General features: G+C 43.4%; 19 protein-coding genes and 1 riboswitch. Of the genes, 8 read left to right on the top strand and 11 right to left on the bottom strand.

From position 1 onward, the window contains the following. Positions 1 to 16 precede the first annotated feature (16 nt). Together MHH92_RS15780 and MHH92_RS15775 are read left to right on the top strand one after the other, a co-directional pair. On the top strand, positions 17 to 217 hold the full coding sequence (locus MHH92_RS15780; protein WP_076253188.1) for a hypothetical protein: 201 nt from the start codon (positions 17 to 19) through the stop codon (positions 215 to 217). A 10-nt stretch (positions 218 to 227) separates the two neighbouring features. After that, entirely contained in the window at positions 228 to 524 is a 297-nt protein-coding gene (locus MHH92_RS15775; protein ID WP_047843175.1) for a spore coat protein, read from the top strand. A 202-nt stretch (positions 525 to 726) separates the two neighbouring features. On the opposite strand, the gene tenA is transcribed toward MHH92_RS15775, so the two are convergent. Next, the gene (gene tenA / locus MHH92_RS15770; protein WP_340904782.1) at positions 727 to 1,389 is read right to left on the bottom strand and encodes a thiaminase II; all 663 of its coding nucleotides are present in this window, start codon (positions 1,387 to 1,389) and stop codon (positions 727 to 729) included. Between the two features lie 114 nt (positions 1,390 to 1,503). Continuing rightward, positions 1,504 to 1,601: riboswitch (TPP riboswitch) on the bottom strand. 206 nt (positions 1,602 to 1,807) lie between these two features. Next, complete coding sequence (locus MHH92_RS15765) at positions 1,808 to 4,480, bottom strand: endo-1,4-beta-xylanase (RefSeq protein ID WP_340904780.1); 2,673 nt, start codon at positions 4,478 to 4,480, stop codon at positions 1,808 to 1,810. Positions 4,481 to 4,720: 240 nt separating this feature from the next. On the opposite strand from MHH92_RS15765, the gene MHH92_RS15760 reads away from it, so the two are divergent. Continuing rightward, positions 4,721 to 5,104 carry a transporter gene (locus tag MHH92_RS15760; protein WP_076327506.1) on the top strand — a complete coding sequence of 128 codons (384 nt, stop codon included), beginning with the start codon at positions 4,721 to 4,723 and terminating at the stop codon, positions 5,102 to 5,104. A 70-nt stretch (positions 5,105 to 5,174) separates the two neighbouring features. Here the strand turns inward: MHH92_RS15760 and MHH92_RS15755 are convergent, their stop codons facing one another. Continuing rightward, positions 5,175 to 6,914 carry an ABC-F family ATP-binding cassette domain-containing protein gene (locus tag MHH92_RS15755; protein WP_340904779.1) on the bottom strand — a complete coding sequence of 580 codons (1,740 nt, stop codon included), beginning with the start codon at positions 6,912 to 6,914 and terminating at the stop codon, positions 5,175 to 5,177. Positions 6,915 to 7,220: 306 nt separating this feature from the next. On the opposite strand from MHH92_RS15755, the gene MHH92_RS15750 reads away from it, so the two are divergent. Next, on the top strand, positions 7,221 to 7,625 hold the full coding sequence (locus tag MHH92_RS15750; protein WP_340904776.1) for a VOC family protein: 405 nt from the start codon (positions 7,221 to 7,223) through the stop codon (positions 7,623 to 7,625). A gap of 16 nt (positions 7,626 to 7,641) precedes the next feature. Here the strand turns inward: MHH92_RS15750 and MHH92_RS15745 are convergent, their stop codons facing one another. Next, positions 7,642 to 8,505 (bottom strand): LysR family transcriptional regulator, encoded by an 864-nt coding sequence (locus MHH92_RS15745; protein ID WP_083657022.1) that lies wholly within the window; start codon positions 8,503 to 8,505, stop codon positions 7,642 to 7,644. A gap of 151 nt (positions 8,506 to 8,656) precedes the next feature. Here MHH92_RS15745 and MHH92_RS15740 point away from each other — a divergent pair, with 151 nt between their 5' ends. The 4 genes from MHH92_RS15740 (at position 8,657) to MHH92_RS15725 (ending at position 12,286) form a co-directional block, all read left to right on the top strand. Next, complete coding sequence (locus tag MHH92_RS15740) at positions 8,657 to 9,496, top strand: alpha/beta fold hydrolase (protein WP_340904773.1); 840 nt, start codon at positions 8,657 to 8,659, stop codon at positions 9,494 to 9,496. 241 nt (positions 9,497 to 9,737) lie between these two features. Next, entirely contained in the window at positions 9,738 to 11,492 is a 1,755-nt protein-coding gene (locus MHH92_RS15735) for a methyl-accepting chemotaxis protein (RefSeq protein WP_340904772.1), read from the top strand. Between the two features lie 268 nt (positions 11,493 to 11,760). Beyond that, on the top strand, positions 11,761 to 12,012 hold the full coding sequence (locus MHH92_RS15730) for a (4Fe-4S)-binding protein (protein WP_036616061.1): 252 nt from the start codon (positions 11,761 to 11,763) through the stop codon (positions 12,010 to 12,012). Continuing rightward, positions 12,005 to 12,286: a GNAT family N-acetyltransferase gene (locus MHH92_RS15725; protein WP_036615433.1), complete on the top strand. Its 282-nt coding sequence runs from the start codon at positions 12,005 to 12,007 to the stop codon at positions 12,284 to 12,286. Before MHH92_RS15730 ends, MHH92_RS15725 begins: the two co-directional genes overlap by 8 nt. A 103-nt stretch (positions 12,287 to 12,389) precedes the next feature. Here the strand turns inward: MHH92_RS15725 and MHH92_RS15720 are convergent, their stop codons facing one another. The 7 genes from MHH92_RS15720 to MHH92_RS15690 all read right to left on the bottom strand — a co-directional run bounded on the left by MHH92_RS15720 (position 12,390) and on the right by MHH92_RS15690 (position 22,747). After that, positions 12,390 to 14,057, bottom strand: a complete 1,668-nt coding sequence (locus MHH92_RS15720; RefSeq protein WP_340904768.1) for a glycoside hydrolase family 13 protein — start codon at positions 14,055 to 14,057, stop codon at positions 12,390 to 12,392. A gap of 52 nt (positions 14,058 to 14,109) precedes the next feature. Further along, complete coding sequence (locus MHH92_RS15715) at positions 14,110 to 15,738, bottom strand: glycoside hydrolase family 13 protein (RefSeq protein ID WP_340904765.1); 1,629 nt, start codon at positions 15,736 to 15,738, stop codon at positions 14,110 to 14,112. Positions 15,739 to 15,760: 22 nt separating this feature from the next. After that, a complete protein-coding gene (locus MHH92_RS15710; RefSeq protein WP_340904764.1) occupies positions 15,761 to 16,654 on the bottom strand; it encodes a carbohydrate ABC transporter permease in 894 nt (297 codons plus the stop codon). Between the two features lie 13 nt (positions 16,655 to 16,667). After that, positions 16,668 to 17,582, bottom strand: a complete 915-nt coding sequence (locus MHH92_RS15705) for an ABC transporter permease (RefSeq protein ID WP_047843154.1) — start codon at positions 17,580 to 17,582, stop codon at positions 16,668 to 16,670. A gap of 61 nt (positions 17,583 to 17,643) precedes the next feature. Then, positions 17,644 to 19,380 carry a sugar ABC transporter substrate-binding protein gene (locus MHH92_RS15700; protein WP_340904762.1) on the bottom strand — a complete coding sequence of 579 codons (1,737 nt, stop codon included), beginning with the start codon at positions 19,378 to 19,380 and terminating at the stop codon, positions 17,644 to 17,646. 251 nt (positions 19,381 to 19,631) lie between these two features. Further along, positions 19,632 to 21,038 carry a response regulator transcription factor gene (locus MHH92_RS15695; RefSeq protein ID WP_340904761.1) on the bottom strand — a complete coding sequence of 469 codons (1,407 nt, stop codon included), beginning with the start codon at positions 21,036 to 21,038 and terminating at the stop codon, positions 19,632 to 19,634. Further along, the gene (locus MHH92_RS15690; RefSeq protein WP_340904760.1) at positions 21,035 to 22,747 is read right to left on the bottom strand and encodes a sensor histidine kinase; all 1,713 of its coding nucleotides are present in this window, start codon (positions 22,745 to 22,747) and stop codon (positions 21,035 to 21,037) included. Before MHH92_RS15690 ends, MHH92_RS15695 begins: the two co-directional genes overlap by 4 nt. Positions 22,748 to 22,849: the final 102 nt, after the last annotated feature.

Here is a 22,849-nt window from a genome sequence, read left to right as displayed (position 1 = left end):
TGGGAGGACAATCTGAATGGATTCCACTTACGCTTTGCATGAGATGCTCGAGGTGCATGAAATAGCTGCGTTCAAGACGGTTTGTATGACTAAATCCAAGACCATGCAAGCTCTGGTAACCGACCCGGAGCTCAAGCAAATTTTGCAACAAGATGCGACATTATCACAACAGCAGCTTCAGGAGCTCGGTGGAGTGCTGTCTAAAGCGACTGTATAGGAGATAAAAAATGAACCCAATATTAGAACATATGACTGGTCTTAATACGCTGACCGATGACGTAATCGCAATGGATTTTTTGATGAACGCCAAGAGCAGCGTCAGAAACTACGCCATGGCTGTGACCGAATGTGCCACCCCCGAAATCAAACAAATTTTGATGAAACAGCTCGATGAAGCCATAGATTCTCATGAAAAGATATCAAATTACATGGTGCAGCATGGCTTATACCACCCTTACCATATTGCAGAGCAAATTCAGCTCGATCTGAAAAATATTCAGACTGCTATGAACATTCCGTCCTGACACCCTTTTTGATTTTAGCCAGAGACTTCAGAGAACAAAATGTCCCTGTGTCAAGAATTTCAACAATAATAAAAGGCGGATACACTCCGCCCTTTTTTCGGTATCATCACGAAACACGCTTATACAAGCGTTCCTTTACTTAATTTCCATCCTGAGACTGTTTATGGCCGCTGCTCTCTAATTGAATGAACTACCAGTAAACTTAAGGCTCCAGCCTCCATGACATCTCCCAAAAATCAAGCTCAAAGCGACTGCACATCACGAAAATATCTTCCATCCGTTGGTACGTTCCCTCGCTACAGCCTTCTAATAGCTTATCCGTTAACGTCACTAGGGATTGATTGCTGCTGTTGTATTCAGAGGAAGCATATCCTGTGATCCACTCTCCGTAAAAAGGATGATCAGCTGCGCCTGGCTTTTGGGCAAGGACTTGACCAATCTCTGCATAGCTCCATGAGCAGGCCAGAATGGAAACAAGTACTTCTGCTATGCCACCCGTATGGGAAACAGAGAGCATATAGTTAGTATAGGCTGCATTTTTCAGTGCAGGTTTTACCTGAAAAACATGATCCTCTGTAATTCCTAATCGCTCCATATAAGAACGATGGATTTTCATTTCACCATTCAGGATGTTATCTACGTTTTTACTAAAAAACTGCATCAATTTGGGGTCGTGCGACTTGACGATACCTAGTGCAAATACACGGGCATAATCGAACAGATACAAGTAGTCTTGCAGCAAATAATAACGAAATTGTTCGACCGGTAAGGAACCATCTCCGATTCCTTTAACAAAGGGATGCTCGAGACATTCTTTCCACACGGGCTGTGCTGCCTGATATAGTCTCTCTGAAATAGTCAACATGTGTTCCTCCAATTCATAATGTACGTATTTAAAAACAAAAAAAACGAAACATCCATAGGATGTTTCGCAGACAAATACACTAAAACAAGGGGGTTCGCATGAGCTACCCAAGTACAGTGTTTCATCGTTGCATCCCTACGTTGGCATTATCCAAATCAGGTAAGGTCGGTTTAACACCCTCTCAGCCGGTTAAGGCTCCCTCGCAAACGGTTGTATGTAGTTGATTACTATCTTATTCCCATAAAAGATAAAATAACATCCATTTAGTATATCAAGGGCTGTTAAATATAGTCAAGGCAGATTGTATCGCCCCTCATCACCTTTGGTGACGTATGTAAACGATGAAAACCATCACAACAATGGTTGAGTTTCAGCCACTGTTATGATGGTTTCTATTCTTGCAACTACTGCCGATGGTTTAATGCCCGAGTTTGTTCTTTCCGACAAAAGTGAGTATTCCGTACTGGGAAGTATTTCTCCAGCTCTCATTGGTCGTATCATTCCACTTGGCTACGCTCTGCTTACCTCCGCCCTGGTTGTCGTTAATTTGGAGCTCGAAACCGAGAACATTTCCTGCTTTGGGCGTCAATGATTGTAAATGAATTCTGGCTTCTACGAGATATCCTTTATTTGTTTTCTTCACAGCACTTACAAGGCGTCCAGGTGAGGCACCCCCTGCAAAGGTTCCCACATTGTCTGCACTGATTCTGAACTGGGCATCATCATATTGAAAATACGGTGTGCGCTGGTGATTCTCGTCCAGGAAAATCTCAACCGAATCCTGATCCCATGGGTTGATGCTATCTGTGATGATGTTTGGATCAGTGACGTCGATCAGCAGGTATAGATATTCACCTGACCACATTGCGCGAGCCACTGCCTCTGCACCTTCGCTTTGGTTCAACCGGTTTACTTCAAACGGTGCAGCCTTATTCCATGATGTGTCTTTCTTCCCATCAATCTGAACAATCCCTTGTACAGCTTGTGCAGATTTGGGCATAGGGGCAAGCTGAATCACGCCGTATTTGCTTGTATCCTGTTCCTGAGATTGTGTTCGATCATTCCAGTACAGTGGATTATAAGGTTGTGTCCCACTTGAACCGCCATCAGTCACACGGATATCCAATCCGGCTTCATATTCTGATCGGACTTGGATACCACCCCACGGAATGGACAATTCAACCTGATATCCGGCTTTGGTCTCGCGTACATGATATGAACGCTTCTCCACGCCCTCAGCTTTGCCCGACCGCTTAATGATTACGTGTCGGTCATCTGCTTCATATGAAGTGGTCTTGCCATTATTGAGGTCAACAAAGATATCTACTCTGTCATTCACATCTGTCTTTGCATCCTGAACATCCACAAGGATATACAGGTTACTATGATCCCATAAGGTGCGGAAACTGGCTGATCCCGAAGAGTCACCCTTCAGTGGAGTAGACACCGCTTTGTTCCAGAGTGGATCTTGTGACTGTTTTTTGATATCCGGTTTACCCGAAAGTGAGACGGCTCTCTGTGTCAACACAGGCAAGCTGGATTCATCCACGAGTCCCCAGTATGCTTTTTTGGCCTTCAGGGCTGAATCAAACAGCATAGCCTGGTTGTTGTAAGATTTCTCATCTTGGAGTCCCCATAAGGTAACTGAAGAAATGTGATCTTTGTGTTTTTTGTACAAATCCAACAGTTCCTTATATCGATACGCCTGCTTTACCGCAACTTCATCGGACATCTCTTCACCAAATGGAATTCCGCTATCCACATCCAGTTCCGTGATCTGAATATCCAATCCAAGTTCGGCGAACATGTTGATCGTTTTTTCAATTTCCTTGATGGGCGGGGATTCCAGGTTATAGTGGGATTGCAAACCCACACCATCGATGAGCCCTTTCTCTTTCAGTCGTTTGACCAACTGATACATATGCTCTCTTTTCTCAGGGATTTCCGTGAAGTATTCGTTGTAATATAATTTGGCATTCGGATCGGCTGCACGAGCGAATTCATAAGTTTTCTCAATGTAATCCGGACCGATTAGTTCATAAAAGGGACTTTTACGTAAACCGTTGGCATCACCATTGCTATCCGCAATCGCCTCGTTTACCACATCCCAGGCATAGATCTTACCTTTGTATCGGGTCATGACGGTTTCGACATAATCCTGAATCCGGGCAAGCAGTAATTCTCGACTCGCAGGGTTACCCTGAGGATCCTTGAACATCCACTCTGCAGCATCAATATGCCACAACAACGCATGTGCGCGTACGCCCATACCATGCTCCTCAGCGAACTGAACATATTGATCGGCTGCCTCGAACTCATAAACACCTTCGGAAGGAGACATGTACTTCGGTTTCATCTCATAGGTTGCGGTCAAGCTGTTAAAATGCTTTGTGAGCAGTTGTCCGTATGCGCCTTCCAACTGCCAGCGATACACCGCTGCACCAATGGGGAAATCATCTTGATACAGGTCCTCCAGAGACAGAATCCCTGCTTCAATCTCCAGTTGCTCGGCCAGAGTAAATGATACATCATCCACATAGAACGATAACGTATCTACGCTATCTTCAGAGATGTAGGGTGTTTCGATGAACAAATTCAATTCAGTGGGATCATCGCTATACTGAAATTTTCCGGTGATCTTGTGCCATGTGTTCCATTCTGTTTTGGCAATCTTCACGCTACCGATCGGGTTCCAGCTTTCGGCCGTTGTTTTTTTATATGTGGTGAGCTGTAGTGTTTGATCCGTGGTGGGCTCCTGGGTAAGTCTTACATATGCCGTAATTTCATACTCTTGGTTACGCTCAAGCAGGTTCTTCATGGATAACATCGGTCCATGGTAGGAACGATCACGGTTGGAAACTAGCATACTAGACTGGCCTTCGTGTGCTTCCTGCTGTGTCACTGTCAGATTTTCACTACCGACACGTGGAGTCCATCCTTGAAGTGTACCGTCTTCAAAGTTTGTGCTTAAATGACTTTCCTCCACTTCTGTAACTGCCTTGGCTGCATGTGAGACATTCGAAAATGGAAGCATGGCGAGTACCAGCACAAGAACCAAGGCTGTTATATTCCATTGACCTAACCGTTTCATACAATTCCTCCTCATGATTTGGTCTAAGTATTTCTGAACGGATTAACATCCAGATAAATAGATTATAGTTCTTTGGATAGCGCTTACATATAATAAATTTACAATAATTACAATAAAAAGTTATCATTTGGTAATCTCAATTCGACTTGATTATTAGCGGCCTTCTATAGGCTTCCACCCATTCCCCTTCTCAATTGCCTACATACAATACATTAGACTAATGAACAGGAGTGATGTGATATGACATTTTTACCTCCTTTTGGACCTGGTGGAGGGTTTGGCGGACCTGGGGGTCCCGGAGGACCAGGAGGACCCGGCGGATTTCCTGGTTCGCCATCGTTCCCCGGGGGTGGAGGCGGCGGACCACAAGGCGTGCAGGCACCTACAGGGCCGCCACCATCATTCATTCCACAGCAACCCGCTTCGTTATATGCGGTAGATCCAAGAGCCATATCCGGCTGTCTGTTTCGCTACACATATATTTGGCCGGATCGTGGTCCCGGCTTCTGGATGTACCCGGTATTTGTAGGTAGAAATTCGGTGGCTGGCTTCCGTTGGAATGGCTTCTTCTGGCTATACACCGGCATTGATCTGCAGCGAATCAGCTCGTTTAGCTGTTTCTAGAAGTAAATCCCCCTGTATGCGGATTAATCCACATACAGGGGGATTTAGATTTATGGAATATTCACCTTGTCTAAAGCAACTTAATCAGCTTTTCTAGCTCATCAACCAAACTTTTTGCAAGTTCAAAATTAGTATCTTTTAAAGCCAATTCGATTTTCATTTCAACAGACTTTTTCTTTTGTTCATTTTCTAGATAGTTTTCATCAAAATGACTCGTATAAATCATCTGTCTGAATTCTTCTATACTCATTTTACTAATCGTTTTGTCCTCGATAATTAAAACATAATCCATACCATTGACAACCGAATAGAAATCATGAGAAATCATGATAATCGCACCTTTGTAGTCCTCAATGGCTTTCTCCAATGCGATTTGTGTATAGATGTCTAAATGGCTTGTCGGTTCATCCAGGAGCAATACGTTGGCCTGACTGGCAGAAACTTTAGCCAATTGAAGCATGTTTTTTTCTCCGCCAGATAACGATTCAATCTTTTGATCAAGGATTTCTCCTTCAAAGCCATAGTTTGGAAGATACGATCTAATTTCATCATACGTTTGAAAGCCGGAATCAATGAATTCATTTAGGATGGTATTCGAATCTTTTAACATTTCGCCTTGAACCTGAGATAAATAGGCCACTTTAACATCGGTATTTATTTCAATGGAATCCTGATTGTTTTTAAAGATTTCTCGGAGTAAAGTCGTTTTCCCGGTACCGTTAGGACCGATCAGGGCTACTTTATCTGTTGATTTGATCTCAAAGTTCACATTTTCCAAAAGCAACTCGTCAAAGGAAACGTTATAGTTATTGACGTTAACCACAACGGTGTCTTCCATTTCCTTATCGATTCCAAAACGGATATTCGGCTGTTTGATATCGACAAATGGCTCTTTTATTCGACGTGCTTCCAATCTCTCTTGAAACTTGACTCTGGCTTTTAACGCTCTGCCTCTGGAGGCTTCGGAATTATATGTGGCGATCTCTCTAAGATTGTCGATGATGTGATCGTATCTCTCAATTTCCTCAGCTTCAGCAACTGCGATTTCTTGCAGTTCGATCTTAGACTGAAGCAGTGAGAAGTTATAATCGATATAGCGCCCGTCAAACTCTTGGAGCTCTGTATTTTCAAGGTGTATGATTTTGTTGAAACAATGGTTCAACAGATATCGGTTGTGCGTAACGACCAGCAACATTCCCTTGTGTGTGTTAATCAATTTTTTAAGCGCGTTCAGGTTTTCAAAGTCTAAAAATACATCAGGTTCGTCCATTATCATGAAGTCTGGACGATTCAGCATTTCCTTCATCACTTGAATAAGTTTGAATTCCCCACCGCTTATGGCGGATATACTAAGATCTTTGAGCTTCATGAGATTGGCAAGGTTTAACTGTTTATTGATGTTTTTTTCGAAATTATCCCCATCCATCGCTTCGAAGGCGTCCAAAGCCAATTGAAGCTTTTCCATCAGGGAATCCATATCCGATGTGGTGGCCATCTCCGCATAAATCGCTGTAATTTCATCTTGTATCTTGATGAATTCTTCTGCGATATATTCAAAAACGGTCATTTCTTTTGTTTTATCTACTTGCAAAAACTGACTCACATACCCGATTTTGCAATCGGGGTCTATCTCTAACTTGCCCTCGAACAAATATCGTTCCGGATCCATCAGGATATCGATCAATGTACTTTTTCCACTGCCGCTTGTTCCGATAAAAGCACAATGTTGTGCCTCTTCAAACGTAAATGAAATGTTTTTATATAGTTCCTTTTGTGGAAATGAGAAGGATAGGTTTTTAACTTTTATCATAGTGTTACCTTTCTTTACAACTAAATTGGTGGCTAATATTAAATATATTGTCGAACACAGACTTTTAGAGTAACACTGTTTACCACCAAGTACAATCGATTTTTAGCACTTACCCTCACTTTGAAACTCTAATACGTTCTATAGAATGATGGCTAGTGGACGGTGGTTTCTTCGTAAAACACTACTGACATACTGTTGTCAGTAGTGTATTTGTATAGTTGGAGTAAGCAATTGTAAAGGAGTAAAAGTAAATGCGAAGTGTTTTGATCCAAAATGTATTACTTATTATAGGAAGGATGATATCTCGTGAATTTTGCTTCTGTGCGTATCATTACTGATGACGTGGATCGTCTTGTCGAGTTCTATGAGAAAATTACGGGTGTTGCGGCGGAACGCCCTGCACCTGTCTTTGCCGAACTCGTTATGCCATCGTGCACTCTAGCGATCGGCCACTCCCAGACGGTGCAACTGTTTGGCGCTGGTTCCGCTGTGGCGGCCAACAATCGTACTGTCATTATTGAGTTCCACGTCCACGATGTCGATGCCGAATACGAGCGCTTGAAGCCGTTTGTCGATGAGTGGGTAAAGGAACCTACCACAATGCCGTGGGGGAATCGTGCTGTGCTGTTTCGCGATCCTGACGGTAATCTGGTTAATCTCTTCACGCCGGTGACCGAGGAAGCAATCCAACGGTTCAGTGGTAGGCGTTAAGGACAGTTGAAATGAGCTACCATAGGGAGGCATGCTTTCTAACGATCTCAATAAATGCTTCTACTTGGGGAGAGATCCACTTGTTTTTGGGATACAGCAACTGTGTAGCTAGATTTTGTTTGTACTGCTGACCTGAAAGTTTTTCCTCCTTCAGCTCCTTCTCTACCGTAATTCGAGGTAACAAGGATATACCCATACCGCTCAATATCGACTGTTTCACAGCTTCAATACTCCAGAATTCAATATTGGAAGTAATCCCAATCTGATACTCTTCAATGCATTGTTCAAATAATGTGCGATAACCGCAACCTCTTTCGGTAAAAAGTAAATTGCTTCGTACGATGTCGCGTTGTAGCTCAAATGAATTGGGGTACAACAGCATCATGGGCTCCTCAGCCAATTTCTCACTGTACAGATTGGGATCATGCACCTCTGTCCCCAACATGAAGGAAATATCACTTTTACCTTGCATCAAATTCTCTTTATAATGTACGGAATCTAATTGGTGCCACTCGATATTGACATGAGGATGCAATTTTTTGAACTCTTCAATAATAGGTGGAAAACGATAGATCAACAACGTTTCCCCAATACTGATCACGATATTACCTGTTAATTCCCCTTGTGCAGCAGTCACTTCCTTAATCATATGATACAGCTCAAGCATTTTCTGTGCATGTGGCAACAATTTTTTTCCGGTCTCCGTTAAAATAACCCGCTTACCAATCCGATCAAATAAAGGGTAGTTAATCTCCTCTTCCAACGCCTTAATATGCAATGTAATTGTAGATTGCGCGTATCCTAGATGCTCAGCAGCTTTGGTAAATCCCTCGTGTTCCACAATTGTAATAAATGTGACCAAATGACGTATTTCCATCATTGGCTCCCTTCTTTTTAACTTCATTAAAACTGATCGTTTACATATAAACTATCAATTTCACTAATGGAAAGCAATCGTTTATATTCAATGTAGCTCATTAAGAGCCCATTTCATTTTTAATCTCAATTGTTTATGGAAGGGAGTAATCACTATGCAAACAGTAGCAACGTCATCCATCTTGATTAATGGATATCGAATTGCTTATGAGCAATACGGAGAAGGCTCTCCTATATGGCTCCTTCATGGAACACCGTCTTATAGCTATGAATGGAGAAAAGTAATACCCTCTCTGGTTCAAAAAGGATATAAAGTCTATGTTCATGACCTTCTGGGATATGGAGCATCCGAAAGACCACTCGAAGCAGATACTTCTGTGGCAGCACAATATACGCTGTTTAGTCAGCTTTTAGACGTACTCGGAATGGATCGGTTACATGTCGCAGCCCACGATCTAGGTGGAATTGTTGGAGTCCAACTAGCCTTGGAACAGCCTGAGCGTGTACAATCGCTTACGTTACTCAACATGCCCAGCTATGATTCGTGGCCCTCACCAACCTGGAAGAAAATTATTGAAGAACAGCTTGAACAGGTTGAACAAATGCCCCGTGCTGATTTTGATACTATGCTAAAGAAACAATTACCCATGGCAGTGTATAATAAAGAGCTCATGACTGGAGATACACTGGATGCATATCTGGAACCCCATGCAGGTTCATTAGGGAAAGCCTCTTTTTTCTCCCATCAGGTAGCTCATTTCAATGCAAAATATACTGAATCCTATGGAACAGATTTACCCAAGCTGAAAGTTCCCGTTCAAATTTTATGGGGGGAAGAAGACGAATGGCAGCCCCTTATGTACGCAAAGAGGCTTGTCCAGGATATTCCCCATGCCTGCCTACATGTCATTCCCAAAGCTGGTCATTTCGTAATGGAAGATGAGCCGGGGCAATGTTCTGATTATATCGACCGTTTCTGCAATAAACATCCGTGAGTAGGTTTGTATATTGAACAGAATCTCTAAGAGAAAAATTAAGCGCTCCACTGGCATAAAGCTGGTGGAGCCTTTTTTTGGTTAATGGCAAGGTGTCCTTGCGTACTGTTAGTTTATAATCTGCGTATATGTATATACAAATTTAGGATTAGTCTTCATTTCCCCCTTCAATATTACGATAAATAGTATGGGTTATACGAATAACCATATTTACTTTATTACATCCAAGGGGGAACCGTACGTGAGACAGACTCGCAAAAAAAAGATGGATTTAAGGTTCAAACTGTATTTGATTATTCTGGTTCCGCTACTGGCCATGGGCGGTCTAATCATATGGAGCACCATCGACTCCAGTGAAAATGCATCTTTAATGACCATGCAGCATAACAATCAGCAGCTGGCTGTGAATACCGCCTCTCAACTAGGTCAGGAATCGGAATTAATTAAGACATTATCTTCTACTGCTTCAGAGGAGAGCAACGAATATAAAAGTCTTAGGGACGAACTCGTTAAAGTTAGGCTTCAATCAGGAGCCTTGTATGTTTATATGTATAACAAAACTTCGGACGGGTGGATCTACACCGTAGATGGAGCGAATTGGGACGATACGGAATATAGCCCTTACGGCACTGCAATGGAATTCAATCCCCAGATTCAGGAACGCTTATTACGCGGTGAAGTCATCACAACAGGCATTGTAGACGATCCAACCTGGGGCCAGCTATTGTCCTCCTTTACACCAATCAAGGATTCACAAGGTACTGTCATTGGCTATCTGGGCATTGATATTTCTGCAGGAGCAGTGAATCAAGTCTCCGCGACATCCGTGAATAATGCTTATCAGACCATTATCCCGATTTTTGTGGTTGTACTGATTCTTTCTTTGGTCATGATGCTATTCGTAGTACGAGGTATTCTTAGACAAGTACGTGATATTAAGTCAAGCCTTGAGCAGGTTGCTGATGGGAATCTCAAAGTCGTATCCACACATATGTCCAATGATCAACTCGGTGACATCAGTGATTTGATTAACATCATGGTTGCCCAATTGACGAACATTCTGATGGGAATACAGCAAGGATCAAATACATTACAGCAGTCATCAAAAGATATTTCGGAAACCGCTCAGACAAACCAACGTCAGAGCGAAGAACTTTCCAGAGCAATTGAGGAGATTGCCATAGGTTCAATGAAACAGGCTGAAGAGACAGAACACTCCGTCCAGCATTCAGAGAATCTAGGCAAAATAATGGATGAAGTAGGTTCATATGTGAAACAGTTTGCTCATACTTCAGAGCAGCTATCTTCTGTTCAAGTTCAAGTTACACGTGAACATAAGGTTCTACTTGAGAAGGGCCGAGAGAATGCCAAGCGTGTTGAGCATCAACAGGATATTTCCAGGTCTCTGACGACTCAATCCGAACTCGCTTCCTCTATTAGCGGTCAAATTCACAACATTTTAAAACAAACTCAAATTCTATCCCTGAATGCTTCAATTGAAGCTGCCCGAGCTGGAGAAGCGGGTAAAGGCTTTGCAGTCGTTGCAGGTGAAATGGGACAGCTCGCTCAACAATCCGAACGTTCGATCCAGGAGATTGATGAGATCCTGGGTTCATTTGTTCAAGAGATACATCGGATGGGCAGTCATTTTGATGCAAATATGGTAGCTGTTAAGGAACAGGAGAAACAGATCGCTGATTGTCTCCAGGCATTTGGACAGGTTAGCCGCTTATCGACCGAAGTGCATGAGTTGGCTCAGAGTTTAGACAGCCGGACGATGGACATGCACTCTATTCGTCAGGAGTTGGAACAGAATCTCAGTTATATTGCTTCCGCAACCGAGGAAACTTCAGCCATGGCCGAAGAAGTCACGGCTAGTGCTGTGGAGCAGCAGCGATCGGCAAACGAACTGTCGAACATCTCCGGGGAACTCGCTGGTCTTGCAGGCAACCTAAAATCATATTCCGATCAATTTCAGATCGAAGTCACTAAATAAGTTCCCAATCTTGCTAAAGGTGTTGTTAGATGACAACTTAGAATCGCCGGAAATATAACTTTCTTGGAGCGTTAATTTTTCGGAGGACTCAGGGTTATGATCAGCACATAGAATGACCGTGTTCTTGTCCTATGTCACGTTGACTTATTAACGATTCCTCATTTATAATTCGAACATTAAGTGCCTGCCAGACATGACTTACCATGGATGCCTGGGATATCGATCTGTAAACAAACTCAAACTCAACAGTGAAAGATGTGAATGCATTATGGTTAAAGAGAAATTATATTATGGTAAAGATATCGAGGTTATGTTTAATTCGGATGTCTGCATTCATTCCGGTATATGCGTAAAGGGCCTCCCTGCTGTTTTTGATTTAAGCAAGCGTCCTTGGGTTGATCCTGATGGTGACACTTCGGAGGCCATTGCCCGGCATATTGACACATGTCCAAGCGGAGCATTGACGTATAAGCTTCTGGACGGTGAATATTCAACAAAGAAAGAGGATGAACATGCATAACGTAGAACATGAACCTGCCAATAAAAGATTCCTTATTCAAGATAACGGTGATATTGCTGCGGTGATGACCTATGTAATCTCGAGTCCAGAGCTATACATCATTGATCACACTTTGGTGGAAAATGCTTACCGAGGACAAGGGCTTGGCGATGAACTTATCAAAGCGATGGTGGAATACGCGCGGGAAAACGGTATTAAGATTTTACCTCTATGCCCGTTTGCCAAGGGACGTTTCGAACGTATCTCTGAATACGCGGATGTTCTCCATCAATAAAACGAATATTCGCAGCTAATTTTCATGTGGTTACACAGCAATAAAAGGCGTCTATATCATTTTCTGAATGATATAGACGCCTTTTTCCTTTTACGTATCCTACTTAAACTTTAACGCTTAATCCAACAATGGTTTCAAACGGTCGCAACATCAGTGGCAGCATGCCATTCTCATAGTTGGTAAGCCAGATCTCTGAGAAGTCGAGGCCAAGCTCATCTTCCTCGAGCTCCACCATGTGTTCAGAAAGATTGATTACTACCAGCACCTGTTGGTCTGCCAGTGTACGTGTATATGCATATACACTCGGATGATCCGGCATAAGGAGCTCATAGATCCCATAAGTCAGCGTATCGTGCTCTTTTCGCAGCTGAATCATTTGTTTATAAAATTGAAGAATAGAACGTGGTTCCTGGAGTTGTTTCTCTACATTAATATGGATGTAATTGTCATTCACCTTCAGCCATGGTGTACCACTGGTAAACCCGGCCTCTTTGGCCGAAGACCACTGCATCGGTGTTCTGGAGTTATCGCGACTCGAAGCCCAGATGATGTTCATGATCTCCTCATGCGACATGCCCTCTTCGCGTTTGATCTGATATAAATTCCGATCGGCTATGTCGTTATAATCCTCTATCGAAGGGTAAGCCACGTTTGTCATGCCTATCTCTTGCCCCTGATATATGAAAGGTGTGCCTTGCATGAAAAAGTACATGGCTCCAAGTGCTGTGGCACTTTCATACCAACACTCCGTATCATTTCCCCAAGATGAGACTTTGCGAGGCTGATCATGATTTTCAATAAACAAAGCATTCCAACCGACGCCTTCCAGTGATTTTTGCCACTTGGTCAAGACGTTTTTCAGTTTGGGAACATCCAGTTGCCTGTCTGTACTGTTTTTCCAAAGGTCCAGGTGTTCAAATTGAAAGACCATATTAAATTTCCCTCTGACTTCACAGATCCAATCCAGCAGATCTTCTTGGTCCTCAACCTTAACTCCATTTGCTTCCCCAACAGTCACGACGTCATATCTGGATAATGTGTTCTCTTTCATTTCTTGCAGATAACTCTGGATTCCCTTCACATTCATATGCTTTTCAAAAGAAGAGACGTATTTGACACCTTCTCGGATTGGCATATCCAAGAGGCCCTCTTCTTTGTGAATATGGCTGATTGCATCCACACGGAAACCATCAATACCTTTATCCAGCCACCAATTCATCATTTCATAAATGGATTTCCGAACTTCCTGATTTGCCCAATTCAAATCCGGTTGTTTTTTGGAGAACAGATGGAGATAGTACTGTCCGGAGGCTTCATCATATTCCCAAGCAGAACCGCCAAAGATGCTCTCCCAGTTGTTCGGTTCTTCTTCGTTCTTCCCATCTCTCCAGATGTACCAATCTCGTTTGGGATTATTCAGTGAAGCTCTGGATTCAATAAACCACGGGTGTTCGTCACTTGTATGATTGATCACCAAGTCCATAATGAGTTTCATGCCGCGGTGATGCACTTCATGCAGTAATTGATCAAAGTCCGCCATCGTGCCGAATTCATCCATAATGGAACAGTAATCACTGATGTCATAACCATTATCATCGTTAGGTGACTTATACATCGGACAGATCCATATCAGATCAATACCGAGATCTTGAATATAATCCAGTTTAGATATGATCCCCTTGATGTCACCAACCCCATCTCCGTTGGAATCCATAAAACTTCTCGGATAGATTTGATAAGCTACTGCTTCTTTCCACCATACTCTTTTCATTGAATATAATCCTTCTTTCTTGAGAACTGAACATTATATAACGTATTTTGCTTTAATCATGGATAAGGTACATTCTGGCTTCATATGGACGTAATTCACTCTCCGACAGTTCACTTGTATAATTGGATATCAAAAGCTGATGGGCCCCTGTCAATTGCTCCTGAAGCGGAAGTTCAGTCGGATATCCTTGGAAATTGCATACCACAAGAATTGTCGTACCATTTAACGTTCGGGTATAAGCAAACACGTCTGGGTTCTCTGGAAAGATCAGCTCATAATCACCATATACAATGACTTCATGATCTTTTCTGAGTTGGATTAACTTCCGGTAATAATGGAATATGGATTCAGGGTTATTCAAACTTTCCTCGGCATGGATATGCTTATAATTTGGATTCACCTTAATCCAAGGTTCCCCTTGTGTAAAACCCGAGTTATCGGAAGTATCCCATTGCATAGGTGTGCGTGCATTATCACGTCCCTTGGCGTAGATCGACTCCATCACGCTTTGTTCAGGATAACCTTTCTCCATTCTTTCCTTATAAAAGTTGAGCAATTCAATATCCCGATAATCCTCGATCGCATATTGAACATTCGTCATACCCAATTCTTCACCCTGATATATGTAAGGCGTACCTTGCATGCCATGAAGAAGGGTAGCCAACATTTTAGCCGATTCAACTCTGAATTCTCCATCATTTCCCCAACGTGACACGATTCGAGGCAAGTCATGGTTGTTCCAGAACAGACTGTTCCAGGCGTCACCCTTGAGCTCTGTCTGCCATTTGGACAGCACTTTTTTTAATGCCATCACATCCAAAGGTTTAAGATCCCACTTTCCTTTGCCTTCTTGTTCATCCAAACTGATGTGTTCAAACTGGAATACCATTGAAAATTCACTGCCGTCCGGGTTGCTGTACAGTTTGGCGATCTCCGGAGTGGCGCCCCATGTTTCTCCAACCGTTAGCAAGTCTTCTGCTTTTTGAAACGTCTCCTTGCTCAGTTCCCTGATATATTGATGCAAATTAGGTCCGTTTCCCGTAATCTTCAAATCCGGTTCTTTACCGATTAAGTCGATCACGTCAAGGCGAAAACCACCCACACCCTTGTCGATCCACCAGTTGATCATGTTGTATATTTCCTGCCGGACTTTGGGGTTTTCCCAGTTGAGATCAGGCTGTTTTACGGAAAATAGATGTAAATAATATTGCCCGATCTCAGGCACCCATTTCCAGGCTGAACCACCAAAGGTGGACCCCAGGTCGTTCGGAGGTGTTCCTTCCACGCCATCTCTCCAGACGTAGTAGTAATGGTACGGATTGTCTTTGCCTTTTTTGGCTTCTTGAAACCAAGGGTGTTCATCCGATGTATGGTTCAACACCAAGTCCATAATGATTCGAATGTCTCGTTTCCCAGCCTCCTGAATTAAAGTTTCCATATCTTCCAAAGACCCAAACATCGGATCGATGTCCTGATAATCTGAAATATCATAGCCGTAATCATCTTGAGGAGACTTGCAAACGGGTGATAGCCAGATCGCACCGATGCCGAGTTGCTGCAAATAATCCAATCGTGACACAATGCCCTTCAAGTCTCCGATGCCATCCCCGTTTCGATCTTGAAAGCTGCGTGGATATATCTGATATACAACGGTTTCTTTCCACCATTTTTTATTTTCCATGTTCCATTCAACCTCTCTAATGTTATTCTTTGACCGATCCTACGACAATGCCCGTCACAAAGTATTTTTGCAGCAGCGGATAAATCAGCAATAGCGGGATAACAGCAACTACGATTTTGGCTGCATTCAGGTTTTTGTTCGATATTTCAGTCAGGTTACTGAGTTCGCTGGAATTTGTGCCCGCTTGAAGCAAATCAGCAATATTCACATTAAGGGACTGAATATAGGTCATTAGCGGATAATTACTCACTTTGGTCATATAGATCAACCCGCCGAAAAAGTCATTCCACGTACCCACGATACTGAACAAGGCGACTGTCGCCAGTGCAGGAATGGATACGGGAACATACACTTTGAACAAGACCTGGAGCGGATTGGCCCCATCGATGAATGCTGCTTCTTCAAGCGCTTTAGGTACAGCGGAGAAGAAATTCATCACGAGAATGACACTGAATATCGGGACAGCGCCTGGCAGAACAAGTGCCCAGATCGTATTCAGCATATCCAGGTTTTTGATCAGCAGGTAACTCGGAATCATGCCTCCACTGAACAACATGGCAAAAATCATGATATTCATATAAATGTTTCTGCCTTTAAAATCTCTTTTTGATTTGGATAGCGGATACGCCATTAAAATAATCAGAATCATGTTGAGTACAAGAGCTAGCGCAACACGTAGAACGGATATACCAAAGGAGCGCCAGAACTGTGTATCTTCGATAATTTTGGTATACGCTGCTGTTGTGAAATTAACTGGAACGAGACCTACTGCGTTCGCGGATACTGCCTCGCTGCTGCTGAATGAAATGGCGACGATATTCCATAACGGAAGAAGGCAGACCAATGCCAGCATGATGACGATGGCATAGATGGCAAACCGGCCAATTCGATCTTTTAAGTTTGCAGAATAGGACACAGGTTTGGCCTCCTTAGAATATTTTTCGGTCCGTATATTTTTTGGCCAACTGGTTGGCAGACATGAGCAAAACAATACCGATGACGGACTTGAACAAGCCAACTGCCGTACCGAAGCTATACTGTCGTCCAACGAGACCGATCCGATAGACATAAGTATCCAGAATGTCGCCTGACTCATAGACAACCGGGTTATACAGATTATAGACTTGATCGAAACCGGCGCTCAAAATGTTGGTCAAGCTCATTACACCCATGAGCAGAATAATAGGCAGCATGCCTGGCAATGTAATATGCCATACTTTTCTCCACCAACTGGCTCCATCCATTCCTGCTGCTTCATACAACCCAGGATCAATCGACGTAATGGCAGCCAGATAGACGATAGAACTGTAGCCAAACTCTTTCCATACGTCTGTACCAATAATCAGTGGCTGGAACCAGGTGTTGCTGCCAAGGAAATTAATATTTTCGAGGCCAAAAAACGCCAACATTTGATTCACAATGCCATCCAAACTGAACATGTTGACAACGACGGATGCCAGTACAACCCAGGATAGAAAGTGTGGCAGATAAACAATCGTCTGTACGGATTTTTTAACGTATTTGATACGAATTTCATTTAATAAAACAGAAAAAATGATGGCCATCATCGTTCCGAGCAGAATCTTGCCAATTGCAATCACCAACGTATTGCTGACGACCTGCGCGATATCCGGAAGCTTGAACATATACATAAAATGCTTCAGGCCTACAAATTCGGAGCCAAACATGCCCTTGGCCGGTATATAGTCCTGAAACGCCGTAATGATACCGACCATTGGAACATAGCTGAATACAAGCAAAAACAAAATGCCCGGAAGCATCATCATATGGTACATGGCACCTGGGCCGAGCCGCCCTCGCGCTTTCCAATTCCCCTGTTTCATGGATGAACCCCTTTTCTGAAGAAAGGCTGCGTATCGCAGCCCTGCTACTGTTCATGGATGTTTATTTTTTCGATGCGATCTCGTCTTCAATTTCCTGAATGACTTGATCACCACCCTGTTTCTTCCAGTTACTCACGAATGTTTCGAAATAATCGAGCGGTTCTGAACCCGTTACGATTTTGATAAACGACTCCTGCTCCAGCTTTGTCAGATTGGCCCACGTCTGTTTCATGCTTGGTGTAGTGCCAGAGAAAGCAGGTGTCATCCATACAAATTTGTTTTCTTGTGTCAGTTTGTCGATTAGTCCTACTCCGTTGATCCGCGAATGATATTTGGACCAAGCAGTCACATCATCCGTATCCATGTCGCTCAAATAGGTTTTGATGCTTCCGATATTGTTCTTCGATTCGGTTGTGCGAACCTCATCCAGGCTGATCTCTCCTTTAATCCCGCGAACAACGTCAGAGTAATCATCCAGTAGCGATGTAGCCGAATTGACTTCGATATTAAACGGTCTCGTTGAACCGTCTACCCCGGTCTCCTGATACTTGGCAGCTTCCGGCATGGTTGCTGCGGCATTTTTATCATTTGCCAGTTTATCGTAGAACAGGTTTACAATTTTAACGGCCAGTTCAGGGTGCTCATAACCTTTTCTCACCACGATAAACTGATTGGATGGATTGGCATGCGCCACGTTGACCTTGCCGTTTGCATCCTCCAGCGTATAAGCCGAAAATTTCGCATTTTTATCCATCTGTTTTGCACTGATCAGTCCCCAGTCAGGGATATGCCACGGTCCAAAGGCGATACCGCTTTGGCCATTGGCGTAGAGTGCGGTAATATCATCAAACGTACGGGTTCCGAATTGCGGGTCAATGATGCCATTCTTGAACCAATCCGCCATGGTGCCCAGCATTTTCTTCGTTTCTTCTGTCGTGGAACCATACACGATTTTGCCATCTTCACCATTCATCCAATATTGCGGGAAGGCTCCCTCGGTTGAGGCCACACCCAGCATCGTATAAGCAGAGCCATTATAATCTGTTGAATTCATCGTGTTCACAAATGGAATACCTACCGGGTTCCCGGATTGGCCAGGATCTCTTTTCAGGAATTCCAGCGCTGTTTTCTCCACTTCATCCAGTGAAAGGGCACCGTCTCCGTCTGCATCCAGTTGAATCCCCAGCAGATCCAGCCAATCTTGACGAACCCAAACCATCGTTGGTGCGGAATCCAGGGAAGTCGCCGGAAGTCCCATCAAACGTCCATCAATCGTTGCATTGTCTAATGCTCGGCCGTCGTAGGAATCGTACATTTGCTTGATATTATCCGTGGCATATTGATCGTAAATGGATGTCAGATCCTCAATCAGGTCGTTATCCACCAGCTCTTTCAGTTCGTCTTTGGAATCAACACGCATCATGTCAGGCAATTCCCCGGATGCGATGGCAAGCGATACTTGACGACTATAATCTTCACCATTGGCTTCAAATTGATCTGTAATCTGAGCGTTAAACGTGTCTTTGACCAGCCGAGTATATGCGTTGTTCTCATAGGTATCACCAGCCGGCAGTTTTGGGTTGGCTGTGGTTACCCGTCCCATGGTTACGGTGATTTCGTCTTTATAGGCACTGAACGGATCTCCAGGCGTTACCTCATATTTGCCTGCTTCCTCTGCAGTAGGAGGATTGGAAGTGCCTCCACATGCCGCTAGGGCTGCAACCATCAAGGCGGACATGGACAGCACGGCCAGACGCTTTGTCACCCGTTTGCTTTTCATAGACCATTTTGTTCTCATCTAGTTCGATTCCCCTTTATTCTGATGTTCAACATATTTGTTTACGCTTTCATTATAAATTGAAGTGAAGGCCAATCGAGATAGGGATTACACGTCCGTTTGGATAGAGAAATGGTTACAGTTTTCAGTCCGTATGATGAAGTATGGTTAACTTGTGATCATTTACCCTACCTACTGACTAACATTTGTCTATCTACCCCTCTTCTCGATCAAAACAAAAGCCGGCAGCTCCTAAAACAGGAAGCTGTCGGCTATTTATTTCCTCTACCTAGCTGCCGATATTCGCTTGGCAGAAGACCTGTCAGTTCGCGGAAAATCCGGCTGAAATATTTTTCATCCGTATAACCCACTCGCTCCGCAATCCAGAAAATCGTATTATTCGTATTGAGCAAGTACTCTTTGGATTTCTCTACCCTGATGAAGCGGGAGTACTCATTAAAGGTTTTCCCCATCAGATCTTTGAAGCATTGACTGAAATAACTTCGGCTGATATTGAGTTGTTGGGAGAGACCTGAAGCTGTATAGGCCTGTTCCAAATCCTGCTGCACGATCATCACCGCTTTTTTCACGGCATCGATGATTTCCTGTGAGTACGAAGTCTGTTCATCAGCCTTTCGAATGCTTGCAGCAGTCTGTTTGATCCATTCTTCAACCTCGTACCAAGACTCGAAAGAATGGATCATCGAGATTCTTCCAAGCGTAGTTTGGGCAAAAATACGGTTCCACTCCATCAAGATCGAGTACAGCAATCCCATCAACTGACCTTTATGTAATCGTAAGGATATAAACTGGTCAATGAGTTGGTTATAGTAACTGTCGTGGTGGGTCCATGGGGTTTGGAACCAACTTTGTTTAATCCGGTCAAGGTCCTCATCCTGCGGTTCTTTTGAACATGTATCTTCCTCATTCATCGAAACGGCAATGACTTGGTTATTGGGGTTGTAAACATAGAATAAAGACGTCTCTGTATAATTCATAATCCAGTTTTTGATTTGCGACCATGTTCGCTCTTGTACATCAGACAAAACCAACAACGTACACTGGGGAACTTGATGCAGGGATTCTCTCAATTGATGAAATAGTTGATCCTCTTCGGACGGGGGTGCAGCCCACATGCAGCTATGACGCTCAACCTCCCATCTTATCTCATCTTCATGCGCAGTTAGCTCCATTGGCCATTTATGCTCTGATTTCCGATCTTGTGAAACAAGAGCATACACATTTCGATAATGGAAATTGATTTCATTCTGTGCAGGCATCTTTCTTATCGTGCTTGTCAACCCGTTAATTCGGGTATGAATCCGTTGCAGAACATGTTCGAATTGCTCTTTCTCCAGCTGCACTTTGGCTATATAATCGATGGCTCCGAGTCTTAGCGCTTCCTGGATATAATCGAAATCCTGATGCAGTGTTAACACAACGATATGAAGTTCAGGATAGAGCTGCCTTGCAGCTCGCATCAGTTCGATCCCTGACATGACGGGCATCGCAAGATCCGTTAGCATCAGATCGACCGGTTGGGTTTTCAGAAAATCCAGTGCTTTCAACCCGTTGCTTGCTTCTCCTACAACCTCCATGTCGAACTCGTCCCATGGCATCGCAGAGCTAATACCTTTGCGTACCAGCTTATCATCATCTACAATCAATACCTTAATCATGCCGAGATATCTTCTCCTTTAATAGGCAATACGAGCAGTATGCTTGTCCCTGTTCCCAATTCACTCTCGATCACCAGTTGTGCTTGGTCCCCGTACTGTGCCTTTAACATGCGGTGAACATAATTGAGTCCGATGCCCATCCCTACTTTTTGTTGTTCAGCCTCACGATTGTTCAGCAGATTATGAATGGTTTCCTCAGTCATACCTGCGCCATTATCTTGTATCATAATGTTCAACGTTGCTGTGCATGTCACTTCAATCTGAATAAAACCTTCGTCACTCAATCCATGATATAACGAATTTTCAACCAGCGGTTGCAGAATAAAGCGGGGCACAGGAATTTGAAGCACTTGTTCATCTGCAGTAATGCGGACGTCAAATTCAAAGTCATAGCGAATTTGCTGCAAAATTAGATACTGTCTTAGGGCATCAATCTCCTCTTCCATGGTGGATACTTGCCCTAATTTGCCTAGATTGTAATAGAGCAGCTTATTCAATGACTGCACCAGCTTGTCGATCTCCCCTTGTCCGTTCATGACGGCCAGCCAGTGAACCGTATCCAGCGTATTCATCAGAAAGTGCGGGTTGATCTGATAGAGCAGTTTTTCCACTTCCAGGTCTGCACGAATCTTCTCTTTCTGCTGAACTTCCTTGAAGAGGTCACCAATCTGATGCTGCATATTCGAAAATTCACGCAACAGAAAATCAAATTCGGGAATCTGAGTGCGAGCTCGGCTCCCTTTTGTTTGTGGATTCTTGGACATTCCATTGATCTCCGAATGAAACAGACCGAGTGGTTTGTAGACCATCTTCCACAGAAGCCAAGCGAGAAACACGGTAAAGCCGAGGAAAAATAAAGCGACCAGCAAAATTTGAAGCAACCACTGGTTTTTCTCCTGTTGATATTTAGACTGCGAAATGACCGATACGACACTCCATTTCTGTGAGGAATCCTCCTTGAACCAGTGATACCCGCGGGATATTCCGTCCTTGGCAGGATCGACCGTTAAGCTGGTGAAATTCTCCCCTACCTTCATGGCTTCCGGTATTTCGCTGTACACAATGTTGCCTTCACCATCCAGGATGAGATGAGATAATGCGCCGTTGTATTGATTGTAGCCCAAGATATCTTGAGTGAGGCGAAAGCCTGATTCTACGTAAATGAAAACGTCGTTCCTCTCGGATAGTTGCACTTTGCGCATAGCAGACAGAACGAGTTGATCATCAAATCGGTTCATACTCATATGGGGGCCATAGTACTTAATGCCATAGGTTTGGAAGAGCATAGGCAGAGACTCAGGAGAGAAACGATCCTTAATCGGAAAGTTGCCGAACTGAGTAGTACCTTCTTTTTGAAGGTAATATAGGGTCAATCCGATATTAGGATTGGTGAAGGTCACAACACTTAACTCGTTTTTTAATTCGTCCCTGGCCTCAATCAGTTCGAAGATATCGGAGGACGGATTCAAGAATTCATCCATTCTTTTGCCTAAAGTACCCCTGTAAGATAATTGTTGCGTCACATGATTCAGATTGGTGATGGAATTCTCCAATGAGGATGTCACCTGCTGTAAATTGCTACGGATACCATCATCGATCTTATTTGCGAAAATGGAGTCGATCGTATAATAAGAAATCGCAAATATACTGATAAAGGGGATAAACGCACTGAGAAAGAACAGTAAAAATATTCTTTTTTTAAGTGTCATGGGAACCTATTCTCCTTCTGAAAATGAAACAGCAAGCCTCCTGCGTATGGAAGCTTGCTGTGGATATACATACAGCTATGCCGGTTATCGTTTTCTCCATAG

Source organism: Paenibacillus sp. FSL M7-1414 (genome assembly GCF_038003195.1).
In the GTDB taxonomy this organism is placed as follows: domain Bacteria; phylum Bacillota; class Bacilli; order Paenibacillales; family Paenibacillaceae; genus Paenibacillus; species Paenibacillus amylolyticus.
The sequence above is the reverse complement of the archived record's forward strand: the minus strand, read 5'-3'. Positions and strand labels throughout refer to the sequence as shown.